The sequence below is a fragment of the Actinoplanes sp. CA-030573 genome, assembly GCF_050951115.1.
Lineage (GTDB): Bacteria > Actinomycetota > Actinomycetes > Mycobacteriales > Micromonosporaceae > Actinoplanes.
Window position 1 is genome coordinate 4034934 of record NZ_CP192038.1, and the last position, 19118, is coordinate 4054051.

Below are 19118 nucleotides of genomic sequence, written 5' to 3' on the forward strand. Positions count from 1 at the left end.
CGTCATGCCGGCTTCGCTGTTGGTGGAAGACCCGCCCCTGCCCGACCATCTCCAGCTGGAGATCACCTCGGCGTGCAACCTGCGCTGCACGATGTGCCTGGTGCGGTACCGGCCGCCGGTCAACAAGCTGGCCGGCGCCATGCGGCCGGAGCTGTTCCACCGGCTGCTCGACGAGGTGCCGGTCCGCCGGCTCACGCTGCAGGGCCTCGGCGAGCCGCTGCTCTCGCCGTACCTGCCCGAGATGATCGCGGCCGCGGTGGGCCGCGACATCCGGGTCGGCTTCAACTCGAACGCGACGCTGCTGACCGAGCGTCGCGCCGGCGAGCTGGTGGCGAGCGGCCTGGACTGGCTGCACGTCTCCCTCGACGGCGCCGGGCCCGAGGTCTACGAGGCGATCCGCGAGGGCGCCCGGTTCGACACGGTCGTCGCCAACCTGGCCGGGCTGGCCCGGGCCAAGGAGCGGGCCGGCAGCGCGACGCCGTGGATCCGGGTGGTCTTCGTGGCCATGCGGGACAACGTCGGCGAGCTGCCGGCCCTGATCCGCCTGCTGGCCGGGATCGGCGTCAACGAGCTGCGCGTGCAGAACCTGTCGCACAGCTTCGACGACACCGATCCGGCCGGTCGGTACGAGGAGATCCGGGAGTTCACCGCGAGCCAGGCGCTGTGGAGCGGGGCGGACCGGGACGCGGCCCGGGTGGCGTTCGCCGGCGCCGCCCGGGCCGCCCGCGAGACCGGGCTGCTGCTGCGCCTGCCGCACCTCGGCGGCGAGCCGGACAACGGCGGCTGCACGTGGCCGTGGGACGCCGCCTACATCACCAGCGCCGGGGTCGTGCAGCCCTGTTGCATGGTGATGGGTGACGACCGCGTGTCGCTGGGCAGCCTGACCGAGTCCGGCTTCCCGGAGATCTGGCACGGCGCGCCGTACCGGGAGTTCCGGCGGCGGCTGGCGAGCGCCGACCCGCCGGACGTCTGCCGGGGGTGCTCGCTTTACCACCGCACGTTCTGAGTCAGCGGGGGTCGAGCGCCTCCAGCACCGCGGCGGCGACCGCGCCGTACGCCAGATGGGGAACGAGGTCGCTCAGCCAGTCGGCGGCCGACCAGCTCCGCGGGTCGCTCACCCGCAGCGAGGCCATCGAGAGGTCGGTCGAGGCCATCGCGCCCAGGCCGATCAGCACCGCCGACAGTGCGGCCGGCGGGCGCAGACCGGCCCGCCGCAGCACGCCGAACGCGGCGCCGATGCCGACCCCGGTGACGATGCCGGAGAGGCTGCCGAGGCCGCTGACCCGGTTGTCGCGGGTCTCGCCCTCGCCCGGCACCGAGACCGGGAGGCGTTCCTCCATGGCCTCGATCGTCTGTTCCGGCGTGCTGCTCGTGCCGCGCCCGCGCCACACCATGTCCAGGTAGGTGACCGCGTTGAGTGCCGCGGTACCGGCGGCGCCGGCGGCCGCCCCGGCCAGGATTCCCGTTCGCATGCTTCCGGCGTGCCCGCCCGCGGGACGCCGAAACCTGCGCTTGATTCGGGCGGCAGCGGGTATGGGGCCGGATAACACATCGAAAGGAGTGTTCTTCATGACCACCGCACGCGAGATCATGACGCCCGACGTGACGTGCGTGGGCGAGAACGAGACGCTGGCCGACGCGGCCCGCAAGATGGCCGAGCTGGACGTCGGGTCGCTGCCCATCTGCGGCGAGGACAACCGGCTCAAGGGCATGATCACCGACCGCGACATCGTCACCAAGGCGATCGCGAAGGGCCGTGACCCGAACAGCGTCAAGGCCGGCGAGCTGGCCCAGGGCAAGCCGGTGACGATCGGCGCCGACGACGACACGTCCGAGACACTGCGCACGATGGCGGAGCACAAGGTACGCCGGCTGCCGGTCATCGACGGGCATCAGCTCGTCGGGATCGTCGCCGTCGCCGACGTGGCCCGGGCGCTGCCCGACCGGCCCGTGGGCGACCTGATCGACGCCATCAGCAGCTGAGAGGAAAGCATGACGACCAAGGAATTCGCCGTGGTGACCGGCGCCTCGAGCGGGATCGGCTACGAGCTGGCCCGCCAGTTCGCCGAGCACGGCTACGACCTGCTGATCACGGCCGAGGACGCCGGGATCGAACAGGCCGCCGCCGACCTGCGCCGGGACGGCAGCGACCGGCAGGTCACCACCGTCCGAGCCGACCTGGCCACGTACGAGGGGGTGGAGCAGGTCTACGCCGCGATCCTGGAGGCAGACCGGGACGTGGACGCGATCGCCCTCAACGCCGGCCGTGGCATCGGCGGGGACTTCACCCACCAGACCGACCTGGCCGACGAGCTGAACGTCATCGACGTCAACGTCACCTCGACCGTGCACCTGGCCAAGCGCGTGCTGCCGCACATGGTCGACCGGGGCCGGGGGCAGGTGCTGTTCACGTCGTCGATCGCGTCCACCATGCCGGGCACGTACCAGGCCGTCTACAACGCGTCGAAGTCGTTCGTGCAGTCGTTCGCCGAGGCACTGCGGGCCGAGCTCAAGGACAGCGGCGTGAGCATCACCTCGCTGATGCCCGGCCCGACCGAGACGAACTTCTTCCACCGCGCCGAGATGGACGACACCAAGGTCGGCGCGAGCGAGAAGGACGACCCGGCGCTGGTCGCGAAGCAGGGCTTCGAGGCGATGCAGAAGGCCAAGCAGAAGGTCGTCGCCGGCTCCCTGAAGACCAAGGCCCAGGGCGCGATGTCGACGGTGATGCCGGACAGCGCCAAGGCCGAGATGCACCGCCGGATGGCCGAACCCGGTAGCGGGGAGTAGTCGCCATCACCGCCGTCGTGCGCTCGCCGTGACGGGGGCGCCGACGGCGGCACCGCGGCCGGTGTGCGGCTTCCCGCGGGCCGGCAGCCAAACCGGCCGCCCGAGCCGGGCGGCCGCGACGGGGATGTGGCTCAGATCGCCGGGTCGGCGCGCAAGCGGTCGCGCACGTCCACCAGGTTGCGGTAGATGCCGATCGGCAAGGCCGCGATCAGCGCGAGCGTGCGGTCGTCGGCCGGTTGGGTGCGGGCGTGGTTGACGAGGTCCTGACGGTTGGCGGGGAACAGGGCGGAGCGCAGCGTGGCGGCGACCTCCGCCCATTGGTTGCTGTCCATGCCGACGCGTACCCCGGCGCCACCGGGTCTAACGGCGATCGTGACTCCGGAATCGGCACCCGTCGGCGGCCTCGCCCGTCCCGGGCCATGACCACGCCCTGATAGCCGAGCTCGATCGCCGCCGACACCAGGCCGGGGTCGTCGTCGACGAACAGGATTACCTCGATGCGTTGTGCCACCCGGCCGAGGCTGGAGCCGGGTGGCAAGCGCGGAACCGTTCTAGACCGGGATGAGACGGGCCGCGAAGGCGATCGTGTCGAGGTCGCCGTCGCGGAGCCTGCGGGCGGCCGGGTGCTCGCCCAGGCCCTCGAGGCGGGACGCGGTCGCCTCGACCAGCTGCGGCTCGGCGGCGATCAGGCGGCGCGCCATCCGGGCCTGGGTGGGGCTGAGGCCGGCGTACGCGCAGCTCTGCAACGCCGTGACGGTGGTGACGTCGAGGGTGCCGGCGACCAGGCGCTCGGTCACGATGGTCAGCAGCCAGGAGGGCCACCAGCGGTAGCGGCCGACGGCCCGGCTCGACCGGATGGCGGCGGCGGGGGAGTGGCCGGCCTTCAGCAGCCGTACGGCGACATCCGTCCCGAACGGCTCCAGGCGCAACGCGGCGACGACCGCCTTGAACAGCGGCGCCGTGCCGCTGTAGGGCTCGATGTCGGCGGCGGCCTCGGCCCAGTCACCGTCGAGCAGGTGGCAGACGGCGTACGCCTCGACGGTGCCCGGGTTGACCGCCGTCGACCGCTCGGTGAGCCGCCCGACCGTCTCGATCAGCCGGGTCGTCGCGTCCTCGGCCCGCTCGGCCAGCTCGGGGCTGGCCGGCCGGTTCAGGTGCCGCAGCACGACGTCGCCGGCGAGCTCGGCCTCGCGGCGCAGCAGCAGCGACGGGATGCGGGGGAGGATCTCGTCCAGGAGCGCCTCGGTCATCGAGGCCCGGTCGAACTTCTCCGCGGCCTGGCCGAACTGGGCCCACCAGGACGCCGGGTGACTGGTCTGGGTCACGGTTCTCCTCTTCTCGCCGTTCGGCTACGCGGCTCCGATCGGCACGCCGGGCACGGCGGCTGAGCGAGACTTCGTCGATGCGTTGCACCCTCGGTGCGACCAGGGTGATCGATGGTTGCGGGCGCTCCGCATAGCCCGCCCCGGGCCGGGTACGTGGATCTCATGACTTCCCGCGTGGTGGTGCTGACCGGGGCCTCGAGCGGTATCGGGCGGGCGTCCGCGCTCGCCTTCGCCGGGCGTGGCGACGTGGTGGTGCTCGCCGCCCGCGACGAGGAGGCGCTCGCTGCGGTGGCCGCCCGCTGCGGCCCGGATGCGCTGGTGGTGCCGGCCGACGTGACCCGGCCCGAGCAGGTCGACGCGGTGGCGGCGGCGGCCGTGCGGCGCTTCGGGCGCATCGACGTCTGGGTCGACACGGCGGCGGTCATGGCGTACGGCCGGTTCGAGGATCTGCCGCCCGAGGTCTTCGACCGGGTCGTCGCCACCGACCTGCTGGGGTCCTCCCACGTGGCCCGCGCCGCGCTGCGCGTCTTCCGCCGGCAGCGCCACGGCACCCTGATCGTCGGCAGCTCGCTGCTCGCGCACGTGGCGGTCCCGTACATGTCGGCCTACGTGACCGCGAAGTGGGGGCTGCTGGGCCTGGTCCGGACGCTCCGGCAGGAGACCCGCGACCTGCCGGACGTGCACATCTGCCGGGTCACCCCGGGCAGCACCGACACGTCGATCTACACCAGCGCCGCCACCTACGCCGGCTTCGTCGGCCGCCCGCCCCCGCCGGTCGACTCGGCCGAGCGGGTCGCCGCCGCCGTCGTCCGCCTCGCCGACCGCCCCCGCCACAACGCCTCGGTCGGCGCGGCCAACCGGTTCATCGAGGCCGGCTTCGTGCTGCTGCCGCCGCTGTACGACGTGCTGGTGACCCCGCTGATGCGCTCGTTCGGGCTGTCCCGCCGCCCGGCCGCGCCGCACGACGGCAACGTCTTCGAGCCCCGCCCCCGCGTCGAGGGCGGCCCCGGCCGCTGGGGCCGCGCCAAGGTCGCCGCCGCCATCGGCTCAGCCGGCGCGGCGGTCACCGCGGGCGCCCTGCTGGCGCGGCGGGCATCAGGGCGCTGACGTCGCGATCGCGTCCGGGCTGATCGGCCCGTGATGTGGCATGGTCGGTGTATGCAGGCCGAGCCGGCTCCGCTTCCCGCCGTGGCCCTCGCGGACGATGGCATCTTCCGGCCGCCGTGGCGGTGGCGCCAGGTGCCGGACCTGCTGCGTCCCCTGCTGGTCACCCACAAGCTCGCCCATCCGAACGCCGACCTGCGGGTGCTGGAGCGCGCGTTCGATCGGGCCGAGCGGTGTCACCTGGGCAAGTTCCGGGTCAGCGGCGAGCGCTACATCGCGCACCCGCTGGCCGTGGCGACGATCCTCGCGAACCTCGGCATGGACACGACCACCGTGGTGGCGGCCCTGCTGCACGACACCACCGAGGACCCGGCCTACTCGCTCGATCAGATGCGCGGGGAGTTCGGCGGCGAGGTCGCGCTGCTGGTTCAGGGGGTGAACCTGCTCGATCGGGTGACGCTGTCCGACGCCGCGAAGGCCGAGACCATCCGGAAGATGGTGGTGGCGATGGCCAAGGACCCCCGGGTCCTGGTCATCAAGCTCGCCGACCGGCTGCACAACATGCGCACGTTGGCGCTCCTGCCCCGCGTTCAGCAGGAGCGAAAGGCGAAGGAGACACTGGAGATCCTCGCGCCGCTCGCCGAGCGCCTCGGCTTGCGTTCCATCCATGCGGAACTGGAGGATCTCGCCTTCCGGACGCTGTTCCCCCGGCGTCAGGAGCACTTGGCGGACTTCGTCCGTGCGACGTTGCCCAGCCGCTTGACCCTGATGCGCCAGATCAACGGCCGCATCCAGTCGGACCTGACGACCGCGAAGATCAAGGCTGAGGTCACCGGCCGCACCAAGAATCTGTACGCGATCTATCAAGACATGATCGTCAAGGGAAGCAAGCTCGACGAGATTTACGATTTGATCCGCGTGCGCATCCTGGTCGACACGGTCCGCGACTGCTACGCCGCGCTGGGCGTCATCCACGCGAACTGGCAGCCGGTGCCGGGCCGGTTGAAGGACTACATCGCGATGCCGAAGTTCAACATGTACCAGTCGTTGCACACGACGGTCATCGGCCCGACCGGCAAGCCGGTCGAGATGCAGATCCGCACGTTCGCCATGCACCGTACGGCCGAGTTCGGCGTCGCTGCTCCGTGGCGGCAGAGCCCGACGACGCCGGCGAGCGGGATCAGGGCGCCGGCGCACATCGACGAGATGACCTGGCTGCGGCAGCTGCTCGACTGGCAGCGCGAGGCCAGCGACCCGTCGGAGTTCCTGGACGCGTTGCGCTTCGACCTGTCCAGCCAGGAGGTCTACGTCTTCACGCCCAAGGGCGACGTGATCCCGCTGCCCACCGGTTCGACCCCGGTCGATTTCGCGTACGCGGTGCACACCGAGGTCGGCCACCGGTGCATCGGCGCGCGGGTCAACGGCAGGCTGGTTCCCCTCGAGTCGATTCTCACGAACGGCGACGTGATCGAGATCTTCACGTCGAAGTCGGCGACCGCCGCTCCGGCCCAGGATTGGCTGGCATTCGTCAACAGCTCGCGCGCGCGCCGGGAGATCCGGCAGTACCACCGGCGGCGCCACCGCGAGCAAGCGATCGAGGCCGGCAAGCAGATGCTCATCAAGGCGATACGCGATCAGGGCCTGCCGTTGCAGCGTCTGCTGACCGGCGAAGGCCTGACGGCCGCCGCCGGCGACCTGGGCCTGGAAGATGTGGCCTCGCTCTACGCCGCGGTCGGGGAGAACACGGTCTCGGCCCAGTCGGTCGTGCAGAAGCTGGTGGCCGGCTTCGGCGGCGAGGAGGGCGCGGTCGATGACATCGCCGAGACCGCCGTCGCGACCCGCCCGCCGCGCAACCGGTCGACCGCGCAGGACCCGGGCGTGGTGGTCAAGGGGGTCAGCGACGTCTGGGTGAAGCTGGCCCGCTGCTGCACGCCGGTGCCGGGTGACGCGGTGTTCGGCTTCGTGACCCGCTCGGGTGGCGTGTCGGTGCACCGCGAGGACTGCGCGAACGCCGAGGACCTGCGCGACCAGAGCGAGCGCGTGGTCGAGGTGAGCTGGAAGCCGACGAGCGCGTCGACGTTCCTGGTGGCGATCCAGGTCGAGGCGCTCGACCGGCACAAGCTGCTGGCCGACGTCACCCAGGTGCTGATCTCAGCGGGGGCCCGCATCCTCTCGGCGACCGTGACCACGACCCGCGACCGGGCGGCGGTCAGCCGGTTCACGTTCGAGATCGCCGACTCGGAGGGGCTCGCTCGCCTCGTCGCAGCCGTTCGCCGCGTCGATGGCGTGTTCGATGCTTACCGAGTGACCGCCGCCGACTGAGTCCGGTACCGGTCGAATCGGGCCACCTCCCAGCCGTAACCGGCGACGAGCCCGCCGTCGGGGGTGAAGCAGAGCGAGCGCGCGACCTCCGGCATGGTGACCGTCTCCGGCCACTCCGAGTCGGCCGCACGCCAGACGCGGATCACGCCGTCGGCAGCGGCGGCCGCAACAACCCAGCCCTCCTCATCGGTGGCACACGCCACCGCAGTCACCGCTTCGGTGTGCCCGGTCAGCGAGCGCAGTGGCTCGCCGTCCGCCAGCCGGCGGCAGCGAACCTCGCCGTCGGCGCCTCCGAGGACGATGAAGCCGTCCGGGCCGCTCAGTCCGGCGATGCTGGTGACATCGCTGCCGAGGTCGGTCACCCAGTACCTCAGGTCCGCCGTGCGGACATCCCAGACGGAAGCGGAGGGGCCGGCTGTGCTCGTGAGGATGACCGGCGTGCCATCGGCGAGCCGGAGCCAGGCAACGGCGTTCACGTGGGTGCCTGACGCCGGCCGGACGTCGAAGTCCTCCTCGGGACCCGGCCGGAACTGGATGCGGCTGCCCCAGGAGTCGCAGATGACGGCCCGGAACGATCGGTTCGGGTCGGCGGAGCAAGCGATGGCGAGGATCGCTGGTGCAAACTGCTCGGTGGCGGTGTTGATGCGGCCGGTGCCCCGGCCCGTCAGCGTGGACCGGCGGAACACCCCGGCCAGATCGCCGCTGACGATCACGAGTCCGTCCTCGCTCGCCCCGGCCGCCACGGCGAGGATCGGGTTCTCCGTGGTATGGACGGCGCCCCATCCCTTGCCCGTTGCCGCGCCCCAGCGCAGGACACTGCCGTCCCGGCCGCCGCTGACCAGGTAGGGCCCGACGGCCGCCACCGCGGTCACCGTGTCGAGATGACCGGTGCGGGATGACATCTCGTCGGGAGACACGGTCACGTCCCATACCCGCCCGTGGCCGTCGAGGCCGTAGGACAGCACCAGATCCGTCCCGTCCTCGGTCGTCAGGTGCGCCGTACCCGTCACCGAGTCGGCGTGGCCGGTGAGGACTTCCCGTGCGGCGCCGGTTGCGAGATCCCACAGCCGGGCAGTGCCGTCGCCGCTGGCAGTGATGGCGACCGTGGCGCCATCGGCGAGCGTGGTGCAGATGGCGGGACCGAGCCAGGAGCGATGGCCGTGCAGCGTCCACCTGACCTCGCCGGTTCGCAGGTCGCGGACCTCGGCCGTGCCCTGCTCGCCGCCCAGGACGACCACATCCGCGTCGATGCCGGGCACCGTCGCGCAGGCGGCGGGCGCGGTCCACGCACCGGCGGTGCGAAGCTTGTGCCGCACCCGCCCGTCGAGGAGGTCCCACACAACGGCCGTCCCGCCACCGCCGGTGACCACCGCGACGTCGGAGCCGTCCAAATTGCGATGGCAAGCGATTCCGCCCACCCAGTCCGGATATCCCTCCAGATGCAGCCGGAGGTCGCCGGTGACAACGTCCCAGACTCGTACGTCGCCCGCGCGGTCGGCGCTGACGACAACCGGTGAGCCGTCGGCCAGGACGGTGGCGGCCAGTGCGGTCACCTCGGCCGCGTGCGCCTCGCGCGTCCAGCCTTCGCCCGGCCGGGCGACCGGCGCCCCGTGCAGGTGGCCTTCGCGGTCGCCGAGGATGACGTGGGTCGAACCATCGGCAAAGGCCAGGTGAACCGCGGCGGTGGTGGGCTCGCAGCCGAGCTCGGTTCTCGAGTAGAGCGTCGCGTCGGGCACCGTCCAGGCCGTGACCTGGGCGTTCCGGCCCACGGTAACCAGCATCGGACCGTCCGGGCACGCGTACGGGAACGCGTGGATCACCGGTCCACTGCCGGTCGTCCGTACCGCCCGCGATGTGCCGTCGACGAGGTCCCACAGCCGCAGGAGGCCGTCCTGGCCGGCCAACGTAGCGTATTGCCGCGACCCGGCCGTGGTCAGCGTGGTGGCAGTGATCTCCGAGCCCGTCGGCAGGACGTGCAGGAGCGACGAGGACTGACCGCCGGTGGACCACGCGGGTCGCCAGCCCATGGTCGGGAGATCGCCGGTCACCTCGGCGAGCCGGCGGCTCAGCTCACGCTGGCCGTGCCGCGCCGCGTCGAGGGCGAGCAGGCCGCGCCGCGCCTCGGGCTCCCGACGCAAGTGGTGGTAGAGCGAGGTGCGGTAGATCGCGGCCGCGGTCCGGCCTTCGGCGGTTGTGGCCCGGCGCAGGTGCCGGGACAGGTGCGCCGGCTCGGCGTGGATCAGGAAGTGCGGGTCGACCAGCAGCTCGTCGATCCGGTCGGCCGCTGCCGCGTGGTCCGCGCTATGGCGCAACAGATAGGGCGGCGTGATCGTTGCGTCCCAGACGCCCCCTCGCGCTCGAACGGAGTCGAGGATCTTGCGGTGTGCCCCGGCTCGGTCGCCCAGTTCGTCGGCGGTCCGCTGCTGGAGGTGGTCGGAGAGTGCCTGATGGAACAGGCGGTACAGGGTGGTGCCGTCCGGCTCGTGGTCGCGTCGCAGGTAGAAGCGTGCCTCCCACAGGGCGGCAACGACGTCCTGCCGGGCCGGGCGCGTGTCCGCTCTCTCCGCGAACGCCGCGCAGCACACCTCGATGACCTCCAGCGGGACACCGGCGCCGAACGCGTGCGCGACGACCTTCAACACCGGCAGCAGCCACGCCGAGGTGCGGCCGGAAAGATCAAGATCAAGGACTTCCGGGAGGGTGCGCGGTACCCGGGCGGCACCGGGCTCGTCCGGCACCGCGGAGCGCACCAGGTGGTTCACGTAAACGCCGGCGACCAGGAACTCCCCCCAGCGGGGGCCGCCCTCGGCCGCCACGGGTGCGGACAGCACCTCCGCGACGTGGCCGGCGAGGAAACGGCGGGTCGGCACCATCTCGGACGCGCCGTAGCCCGCGTCCGTCCGAAGCAGGTCGTCCACGTAGCCGGCAAGGGCCCCCTGCAACTCGCCCCGGTCCTCGGCGTCGAGGTCCACCAGGGATCCGAGTTCCTCGGCCTCGGCGCACAGTGGCTCGAACGCCGGCCAGTACCGGCCCGCCCGGGTGCCGACCAGCAGGCGGCACGGGACACGGTCGCCGGCTGCCGCCGACAGCGCGCCGATTGCCGCCAGCACGGCTACCGGGTCGACGGTCTCATCGAGGGCGTCCAGCACGAGTACCGGCGGACGGTCCCGGGCGAGCATCGCCTCGCGAATCCCGATCGGAGTCCACTCCCGCCCCGGACCCGTGAGCCCGAGCTGACGCGCCACCGAGCCCAAAATCTCGGCCAGCCCGCGTTCGCGGGCGTGGACGACGGCAAGGTCGGCGCGGGGAGCGGCCGGTAGATCGGCCCGCCGGTCCCACCACAGCTTGTCGGTGACGGTCACGAGCCGCGGATGGCCGGCGCAGACGAGCATGCCGATCGCTGCCGACTTGCCTACCCCGGGGCTGCCGGTGACGACCATGAGAGGGGTGCCGGCGTCGCCGGCAAGCCAGGCGGTCAGGCGACGCAGCTGTTCGCCGCGGCCGTGGAAGGTGCCCGGCATGAGCCGGCCCGGGTGGATCTGCCGGCCCGAGGCACGGGACGCGAAGTGCCACGGGTCGACCAGGGGATCGACGGCCGCCACCAGGTCGCGGAATTCGGCCGGCACCGCGCCCATCAGGGACGGCTTGTGTGCCGGGTTCAGGAAGAACGGCACGTCCACGACGGCGCCCAGGTCGACCCGGGTGGCGATGACCTGTTGCGGGTACGACCCGCGGCTCTTCGCGAGCTCGAGCGCTTGTCGGCGGACCGCTCGCACCACGCTGGTCAACGGCACGTACGGAAAGGAGAAATGCTGGTCGATGTGGCCGAGGTCGCCGAGCACGCCGATCAGGGCCTCGGTGAAGTGGCCGTTGTATCCGGATCGCCTGGGCAGGCACCCGGCGACCACCCAGGCCCGGCGGCGCTCGTCGTCGATGTGCTGATCGAAGGCCTGGCGCGCGGCGCGGCCGGCGTAGCAGACGTCGATGAGAAACAGCACCCGGGCCTTCGCATCCGCGCCGTGCCGGCGCTCCGGGTCCTCGTCCTCATCGTCGCCGGCTGCGTCCAGCATCCAGCTGGTGACGCTGGTGCGGGCGGTGGCCCGGCCGTCCGCGCCGACCATGAGGACGGTGCCGTTGCGGTCGATGCCGTGCCCGATGACATGCACGATCAGCAGGTCGTCCGGCCCGGCCTCGCGCACCGCCTTCTCGACGGCCGCGCCGAGCCCGTCGGCGTCGAGGTCGACGTGCCCGGACGGCGGTTCCGCCGCATAGCCGTGGTCGGCCAGGGCGGCCACCAGCCGCCTCCCAAGATCCGGCGCGAACTCCAGAGGTTGATCGGCGAAGGCGCCGTCGAAGGAGGATCCGGCAATACTCAACAGAACGCGTCGCACCGAGCGTGCCTCCATGGTGTCAATGAGCGACGATAGCGGACGTGACTCTTCGGGTGCTCGGCGTGCACGGCGTGTGGAACTACCGTTCGAAGCTCGACCCGGCGGGCGCCGCGCGAGCCCTCTCCACGGAGTGGGCGGCTGCGCTGCCCGACGACGCGCTCGACGTCCGGGTCGCCTACTACGCCCATCTCCTGCGCACCTCGGTGCCGCAGGGCGGCGGACCGGACGGTCTGAGCGACCTACCGCCCGACATCGAGCAGATGATCATTGATTGGGCCGGCGAGTTCGGCGTCGTCCCGGCCGAGGCGGTTCAGCAGGGCCCGGGCACGGTGCCGATCCGCTGGCTGGTCCAGCGGGTCGCGGCGGCCTGCGCCCTGAACCCCGCCCTGACCGCCGGCCTGCAGAAGTTCGTGGGCGTCTTTTTCCGTGAGGTCGCCGCTTACCTCCGCACCCCCGACGGCGCAGCCCGCCGGGCGGTCCGTGAATGCGTGGCCGAGGCGATCGCCGCCCACCGTCCCGACGTCCTACTGGCGCACTCGCTCGGTTCGGTCGTCGCTTACGAGGCACTGCTCGCGAATCCGTCGCTGAATACGCCGCTGCTGGTGACGCTGGGCTCCCTGCTGGGCATGCCGGCCGTTGTCTACGACCGGCTGCAGCCCGAGCAGCCACCGGCTCCCGGCATCCGCCCGCCGAACGTGGGCCGCTGGGTCAACATCGCCGATCCGGGCGATCTCATCGCGGTGCCACGGCCCTTCACGAGCAGGTTCGCCCCCGACGAGAACTACGACGACGAGTACATCCACATGCTCGATTTCCACCTGGTGGGCCACTATCTCAAGGCTCCCGCCACGGTCCGCGCGCTGGCCGGCCAGACGCCTCGGTAGGCGGTCCCGGCCGGCCCGGCCGCCACCCGCGCCGAGTAAGCCGGCCGGATCAGCGGGTCATGCTGTCACGGGCGCTTGGGCGCCTGGGCGGTGATGAAGGCGTGCAGGCGCTCCCATTCGGCCTCGAAGAGGGCGCCGTGCGCGCGGGCCTCGTCGATCAGGTCGCGGGCGCGGTCGTAGTCGCCGGCCAGGAAGGCGGCGCTCGCCTCGGCGTTGGCCCGGCGGCCGGCGGCCCGCAGGTCGTCGGCGGTGCGGGCGGGGCCGGTGGGCAGGCCGTGCGCGGCCACGTGCTCGCGCAGCCAGGTCCGTTCCGGCTCGGTGGCCTCGGCGATCTCGGCGACGTAGCGCAGCACGTCGCCGGCCACGTCGCGGAAGGCGGGCGCCCACTGCTCGAGGGCCAGGATCAGCTCGCGGCGGCGCACGTCGGCCCGCCGTTTCCGCAACACGTCAGGCTCGGCCACCGCGGTCATCTCGTCCCCCCAGGTTGAAGATCATCAGGGGCCCGGGGATGCCCCCGATCCGGACGCGCCAACCGTCCGGCGGGACACGAGGCGGTAACGATCCGATCTTGGCCTGGGGAGACGGTCCTGAAACTCATGCGGGGACCAGCGCCGGAAAAGCTCCACTTAGGTTCAGTACGGACTCACGGTGAGTTCACCGGCCGGTCATGCGAATGAGGACTGCCCGCCGCCGTACGCGGTTGAAGATGACCATCGTGACCAACAGTCTGAACAACCGTCCCGTCACGGTGGACGAGTACCAGGAGTGGAACACGCGGACGCTGGCCCGGCAGTCGGTCAGCCGGCGCTCGATGCTCAAGGCCGTCGCCGCCGGGGCCGGCGGCATCGCGGTCGCCCAGTTCGCCCTCGCCGACGCCGCCTTCGCCGCGGGCGGTGGCACGGCGGGCTCGGCCGGCGTGGTGGTCTCCGGCCGCCACCTGTCCTTCGTCCCGGGCCCGGACGGCACGCTGCGCCGGGCGATGGCGGTGACCGCCCAGCTGGTGAGCAGGACCGGCACGCTGCCGCGCAACCTGCGCGCCTACGTCGAGGTCGGCACCGCGCCCGGCCACTACGGGGCGCGCCACGAGGCCGACATCCAGCACCTGTACGGCCAGTACGCGATCCCGGGCGGCCCGGTCAGCAGCCAGTTCTACCTCAAGGCCACCATCACCGGCCTGCGCGAGGGCACCCTCTACCACTACCGGGTGCGGCTGTCGGACGGCACGGTCAGCGGCGACGCGCACTTCACCACCGCGCCCGCGACCGTGCTCGGCCACGGCTACGACCTGCGGGCGCCGAAGCCGTTCACCTTCACCGCCTTCGCCGACGTCGGCACCAACACCGCGCCGACCGACCCCAAGTGGGCGTGGGAGTCGGCCCCGGTCGCGTGGCCGGCCGGCGTCTTCGACGACAACTACTACAACCCGGCCGACCCGGTCGCGGGCACGAGCGGCGCCGACCGGACCCCGGCGGTCACCCAGACCAACCTGATGGCCACCCAGAACCCGGTCTTCACGCTGCTGGCCGGCGACATCTGCTACGCCGACCCGGACGGCTCGGGACTGCCCGCCGACGACAGCCTCGTCACGAGCGCCCCGGCCGGCAAGAACCGCTACAACCCGTACGTCTGGGATGTGTTCCTGAACCAGATCGAGCCGCAGGCGGCGTTCACGCCGTGGATGTTCGCGACCGGCAACCACGACATGGAACCGCTCTACGGCAACACCGAGTTCCTCGGCGACAGCCCGAACCACGGCTACGGCGGCCACCTCAAGCGCCTCGACATGCCGTCGAACGGGCCGCGCACCTGCCCGTCGGTGTACCGCTTCGTGTACTCGAACGTCGGCGTCATCTCGGTCGACGCCAACGACCTCTCGTACGAGATCCAGACCAACACCGGCTACTCCGGCGACGCCCAGCTGCGGTGGCTGGAGGAGACGCTGAAGGAGTGGCGGCACGGCCCGCTGGCGGAGAGCGTGGACTTCGTGGTCGCGTTCTTCCACCACTGCGCGTACTCGACGACCAACAACCACGCCTCCGACGGCGGCCTGCGCGACAAGCTCGACCCACTGTTCAGCAAGTACCAGGTGGACCTTGTGGTGCAGGGCCACAACCACCTGCTCGAGCGGACCGACCCGATCCGGTACGGCCGCCGCACGCGGCCCGCGCCCGACGGCTCGACCATCCACCCCGCCGACGACGGAGTCACGTACCTCTGCGTCGGTTCCGGCGGTCGCCCGCGCTACCCGTTCCGCCCCGCGCCGAGCGCCACCGCCCCGGCGCCGGCCGGCGTGACCCCGACCGGCCCGCAGCTGCTCCCCGAGGGCCAGCGCTACCGCGGCTACCACGGCCCGGGCGGGGAGAACACGACCGAGAACAACACCGAGAACATCGTCAACAGCTACGTCTGGTCGAAGGACGGCACCGCGGTCAACGGGTCCGGCTACCCGCAGGGCACGAAGGTGCCGGAGACCGTGGACTGGTCGCAGGTGCGCTACGACGACTACGCGTTCATCGCCGTCGACGTCAAGCCGGCCCGCCGAGGGGAGCGGACCACGTTCACCGTCCGCACGCTGGCCGACGCGCTCCCGGGCTCGGGCACGCCGTATAGCGAGATCGATCGCATCACCTTCGAGCGCACCGCCGGGCGCAGCTGCATCCGCCGGCCCGGCGGTCACCCGCACGAGTGAGATATGGGCGCCCCGCGCCCGGCGGGACGCCCACCACCAGGCGAAACTCCGGCCGTTACGGCCTACGGGTGATGACCGCGGATCGTACGGTGACCGCCGTGCGAGCGAGACCGGGTGTGCGGCGCCGCGCCGGCCTTCTGGCGATCGCCGGCGTGGCGCTGGTCGGCGTGGCGTTGGCGGCGTGGATGACCACCGGCGGGGCCGGCGACAACGACATCAGGGCCAGCGTCGCCGGCCTGTTCGTCGGGCTGGCGGCGCTGCTGCTCGCGGTGGTCGACCTGATCCGGTCGATCGAGCCACCGCAGTCGGACCCCGCCCGGCTCGCCGACGACCTGGCTGCCACGATCAAACGGCAGTGGCTCGACGAGGCGCGGCTGCGGAACCTGCGCCGCCCGCAGGTGTTGCCGCTGGTCTGGGAGCACCGCGCCGGTGACGCGGCGCCGGCGCGGTTCCGGGTCGACGGCGGGGACGCCGCCCGGTTCGAGACGGTGACCCGGCAGCTGGCCAGGGCGTACGGCACGGTGCCCGGCGGCCGCCTGGTGGTCCTCGGCGAGCCGGGCGCCGGCAAGACCGTGGTCGCCGTCCTGCTCACCCTGGGTCTGTTGGAGACCCGGGAGGCCGGCGGCCCGCTGCCGGTGCTGTTGTCGGCATCCTCCTGGGATCCGGTGCGGCAGTCGTGGCCCGAGTGGATCACGTCGACCCTGGCCGTCACCTACTACGGCGGCGACCGGCGAGTGCCCGAGATCCTGCTCGACGACGACCGGATCATCCCCGTGCTGGACGGCCTGGACGAGATTCCCGAGGTGGCCCGCCGCAGTGCCGTTCGCCGTATCAACACCGCACTCGGCGCCCGCCACCCGATCGTGCTCACCTGCCGGTCGGCCGAGTACGCCGACGTCCTGCGGCACGGCGTCCCGGCGCTGCTCGCGGCCCCCGTGGTGACCGTGCGCCCGGTGGCCGCCGCCGACCTGGCGGCCTACCTCGCCGGCATCGACTGGCCCGCGCACGCCGACTGGGCTCCGGTGCTCGCCGCCGTCCGGGAGCGCCCGGACGGCCCGCCGGCCCTGGCGCTGAGCACCCCGCTGATGATCTCCGTGGCCCGCACGGTCTACCAGCATTCCTCGAGCGGGCCGCAGGAACTGCTGGACGAGACCCGGTTCGGCACCCGGCACGCGATCGAGGACCACCTGGTCGACGGGCTGATCGGGGCCGCCTTCGCGGACGGCCGGGCGTCCTGGCCGGTCGACGCGGCGCGCCGCTGGCTCACGTTCCTGGCCGCCTACCTGCACCGGGAGCGGGAACGCGACCTCGCGTGGTGGCGCCTGGCCGACCATCTGCTGTCGCCCTGGACGGCCCCGGCTGTCGGCCTGGTCGCCGGGCTGTTCTTCATGGCCGTGACGGTCCCGTCGATCGTCGGTGAGCAGGACGGCCCGCCGGGGGTCGACGCCGGGGCATTCGAGGGCGCGGCCCTGGTCGGCGCGGCCATGGCGATCCTGACCACGCTGCTGTGGTTCGCGGGCGCCGGCGCCGTTCCCAGCCGGGCCGCGCCCACCCTCCGGAACTCCCTCGACCGGCTGATCCTGGGATTCCGGGCCGGCTTCGCGCTCGTCGCCATCATCACGGTGCCGGTGGCGCTCGCGAGCTGCCTGGTCACCCTGCTCGACGGCCCGGCCGAGTTCGACGACGTCGAGATGGCGGCGCTGCTGGTCACGATGAGCGTCGGGGTCGCGGTGGTGGCGGGCATCGGCGCCGCGACGCACGCCCTGTTCCGGGCGCCGCCGGAACGCTCGCGGCAGGCCACGCCCGCCGGCCAGCTGCGCGCCGACCGGCTGTCCTCGCTGAGCGGAGCGGCCGCGGCCGGGATGGTGGTGACCGCGGTGGCCATGCCGGCGTTCCTGGTGGCGAGTCGCGTCGCCGGCGCGGCGGGAGCGTACTTCGCCTCGGCGGCGGGCATGTCCGGCGTGCCGTCCCCGCCCGCGTCGACCGCCGACATCGGGCACGGCGCGCTCGTCGCCGCCGGCGTCGGCGGTGCCGCCTTCACCGTCCTGGTCCTGCTCGGCCGGGCCTGGCCGCGCTTTGTGGTGGTGCGCCTCGGCCTGGCCCTGCGCAAGCGGGCGCCGTGGCGGCTGATGGCGTTCCTCGCCGAGGCCCACCGACGGGACCTGCTGCGCGAGTCCGGCGGTTACTACCAGTTCCGGCACATCCGCCTCCAGGAGCGGCTGGCGGAGCAGGCCGGCACGGCGACGGGCCGGCCGGGGCCCACGGCGGCGGTACGCGGCCGGCGGCGCCCGCGGCGGCGGCTGGCCCTGGTTACGGTCGTCGTGCTGGTGGCGGCGGCGGGCGCGGTGCACGCGATGGGCAACCACCTCGCCTGCCGGGGCTGGCTCACGATGGGCGGAGCCGACCGGCGGATCCGGGCCTACGGCGGCGGCGGATCGTCGTGTCTCGGTGTGCTGACCGAGGCCGAGTGGGACACGCTCGCGCCACCCCGGCCGCCCGGCCGGCCCGACCCGGGCGAGCCGGTCTTCGAGCGGCTGCGGTCGGGCAACCGCCGGGCGGGCGGCTCCGCACCGACCGTGCTGGTGGCCGGCCGGATGTCCGGACTGGACGCCACGGAGTACCGGCTGCTGCTGCGTCAGCTGTCCGGCGTGGCGGTGGCGCAGGCCACCGGGCCGGCGCCGGTACGCGTGACGCTGGTCGACCGCGGCGCCGGCTCGGCGAGCGAGGGCGCCGTCGACAAGCTCGTCCGGCGGTGGCGCACGCGGTACCCGGTGAGCGCCGTCGTCACCCTGTCGCTGCCCACTCTGGACGGGCAGTCCGAGGTGTGGCTCAGTGATGTGAGCGCCGGCGAGCCGGTCGACCCGATCGATCTGCCGGTAGAGCAGACCGGTAACACCGCGGCGCTGTCCGCGCTGACCGACTCGCGGCCGTCGGCGGCGGTGGTGGCGGTCAGCGGGCAGTCCGACGATTTCTACCCGACGGGTGCGTTCAGCGCGTATCAGACCCGGTACGCGGACGACTGGCTCGGCGCCGGCCAGAGCTCCTGCCGGCAACCGGGAACGACGGTGAGCGTCTACGCCGGGCCGCCCAGCCACCTGCTGGAGTTCCTGCGGGGGGTACGCGAGTGCCCCACGCCACCGCCGATTCTGCTGCCCAGCCGGCCGGCCGCGGCGCGGGTGCTGAGCGAACCGGCCCGGCACTTCGCCGGCTGGACGTTCTATTTCTCGACGTCCGCCGGCACATCGCCGGTCGGGCACTGCCGCGGCGTGCCGGCCGCGTTCCTCGACGGCTACCGACGGATTTTCGCCGATGATCCGTGTCCGCCGCCGGCCGGCGGATCGGTGGCCGTCTACGGTGCGGTGCGCCTGGTCCAGGCGGCCTGCGGCGGGAGCCGGACGCAGGCCGCGTTCGACGCGGCGCTCATCGAGCGGCACTCGCGGCCCGGCACCGCCGAGGAGGGGAAGGACGAGATAGTCCGCGCCCGGTCCGACGGCCGCGCTTGGACGCTCGACACGATCGAGACCGGCCGGTCGAGCTGAACGGGCCGGGAAGCGCTTCCCGAAGTTTCGTCAATGTTTCGCAGATGACGCGGATCAGCGTGCGTGAATGTTGA

General features: G+C 72.6%; 12 protein-coding genes and 1 pseudogene. 8 read left to right on the plus strand and 5 right to left on the minus strand.

Going from position 1 to position 19118, the window contains the following annotated elements:
• Nucleotides 1–4 precede the first annotated feature (4 nt).
• Entirely contained in the window at nt 5–1006 is a 1002-nt protein-coding gene (locus ACQP2F_RS18730) for a radical SAM protein (protein ID WP_433305679.1), read from the plus strand.
• A gap of 1 nt (nt 1007) precedes the next feature.
• Here the strand turns inward: ACQP2F_RS18730 and ACQP2F_RS18735 are convergent, their stop codons facing one another.
• Nucleotides 1008–1472 (minus strand): hypothetical protein, encoded by a 465-nt coding sequence (locus ACQP2F_RS18735; RefSeq protein WP_433305681.1) that lies wholly within the window; start codon nt 1470–1472, stop codon nt 1008–1010.
• Nucleotides 1473–1569: 97 nt separating this feature from the next.
• Here ACQP2F_RS18735 and ACQP2F_RS18740 point away from each other — a divergent pair, with 97 nt between their 5' ends.
• Together ACQP2F_RS18740 and ACQP2F_RS18745 are read left to right on the plus strand one after the other, a co-directional pair.
• On the plus strand, nt 1570–1983 hold the full coding sequence (locus ACQP2F_RS18740) for a CBS domain-containing protein (RefSeq protein WP_433305683.1): 414 nt from the start codon (nt 1570–1572) through the stop codon (nt 1981–1983).
• 9 nt (nt 1984–1992) lie between these two features.
• Nucleotides 1993–2790, plus strand: coding sequence for an SDR family NAD(P)-dependent oxidoreductase (locus ACQP2F_RS18745; protein ID WP_433305685.1), 798 nt, complete (start codon nt 1993–1995; stop codon nt 2788–2790).
• Nucleotides 2791–2921: 131 nt separating this feature from the next.
• On the opposite strand, the gene ACQP2F_RS18750 is transcribed toward ACQP2F_RS18745, so the two are convergent.
• Together ACQP2F_RS18750 and ACQP2F_RS18755 are read right to left on the minus strand one after the other, a co-directional pair.
• Nucleotides 2922–3122, minus strand: coding sequence for a DUF2795 domain-containing protein (locus tag ACQP2F_RS18750; protein ID WP_433305686.1), 201 nt, complete (start codon nt 3120–3122; stop codon nt 2922–2924).
• Between the two features lie 219 nt (nt 3123–3341).
• Nucleotides 3342–4115 (minus strand): hypothetical protein, encoded by a 774-nt coding sequence (locus ACQP2F_RS18755; protein WP_433305688.1) that lies wholly within the window; start codon nt 4113–4115, stop codon nt 3342–3344.
• Nucleotides 4116–4277: 162 nt separating this feature from the next.
• Here ACQP2F_RS18755 and ACQP2F_RS18760 point away from each other — a divergent pair, with 162 nt between their 5' ends.
• Nucleotides 4278–5222: an SDR family NAD(P)-dependent oxidoreductase gene (locus ACQP2F_RS18760; protein ID WP_433305690.1), complete on the plus strand. Its 945-nt coding sequence runs from the start codon at nt 4278–4280 to the stop codon at nt 5220–5222.
• A 105-nt stretch (nt 5223–5327) separates the two neighbouring features.
• Nucleotides 5328–7541: pseudogene (locus tag ACQP2F_RS18765) on the plus strand (RelA/SpoT family protein); the annotation flags it as partial.
• Here the strand turns inward: ACQP2F_RS18765 and ACQP2F_RS18770 are convergent.
• A complete protein-coding gene (locus ACQP2F_RS18770) occupies nt 7517–11932 on the minus strand; it encodes a hypothetical protein (protein WP_433305692.1) in 4416 nt (1471 codons plus the stop codon). The pseudogene ACQP2F_RS18765 and the gene ACQP2F_RS18770 overlap by 25 nt on opposite strands.
• Nucleotides 11933–11973: 41 nt before the next feature.
• Between ACQP2F_RS18770 and ACQP2F_RS18775 the strand changes: the two genes are divergently transcribed.
• Nucleotides 11974–12816 (plus strand): hypothetical protein, encoded by an 843-nt coding sequence (locus tag ACQP2F_RS18775; protein WP_433305693.1) that lies wholly within the window; start codon nt 11974–11976, stop codon nt 12814–12816.
• Nucleotides 12817–12881: 65 nt separating this feature from the next.
• Here ACQP2F_RS18775 and ACQP2F_RS18780 read toward each other — a convergent pair whose 3' ends face one another.
• Nucleotides 12882–13277: a hypothetical protein gene (locus ACQP2F_RS18780; protein WP_433305695.1), complete on the minus strand. Its 396-nt coding sequence runs from the start codon at nt 13275–13277 to the stop codon at nt 12882–12884.
• A 245-nt stretch (nt 13278–13522) separates the two neighbouring features.
• Between ACQP2F_RS18780 and ACQP2F_RS18785 the strand changes: the two genes are divergently transcribed.
• Both ACQP2F_RS18785 and ACQP2F_RS18790 read left to right on the plus strand, forming a co-directional pair.
• Nucleotides 13523–15505 (plus strand): purple acid phosphatase family protein, encoded by a 1983-nt coding sequence (locus ACQP2F_RS18785; RefSeq protein WP_433305697.1) that lies wholly within the window; start codon nt 13523–13525, stop codon nt 15503–15505.
• Between the two features lie 98 nt (nt 15506–15603).
• Nucleotides 15604–19044: a hypothetical protein gene (locus tag ACQP2F_RS18790; RefSeq protein ID WP_433305699.1), complete on the plus strand. Its 3441-nt coding sequence runs from the start codon at nt 15604–15606 to the stop codon at nt 19042–19044.
• Nucleotides 19045–19118: the final 74 nt, after the last annotated feature.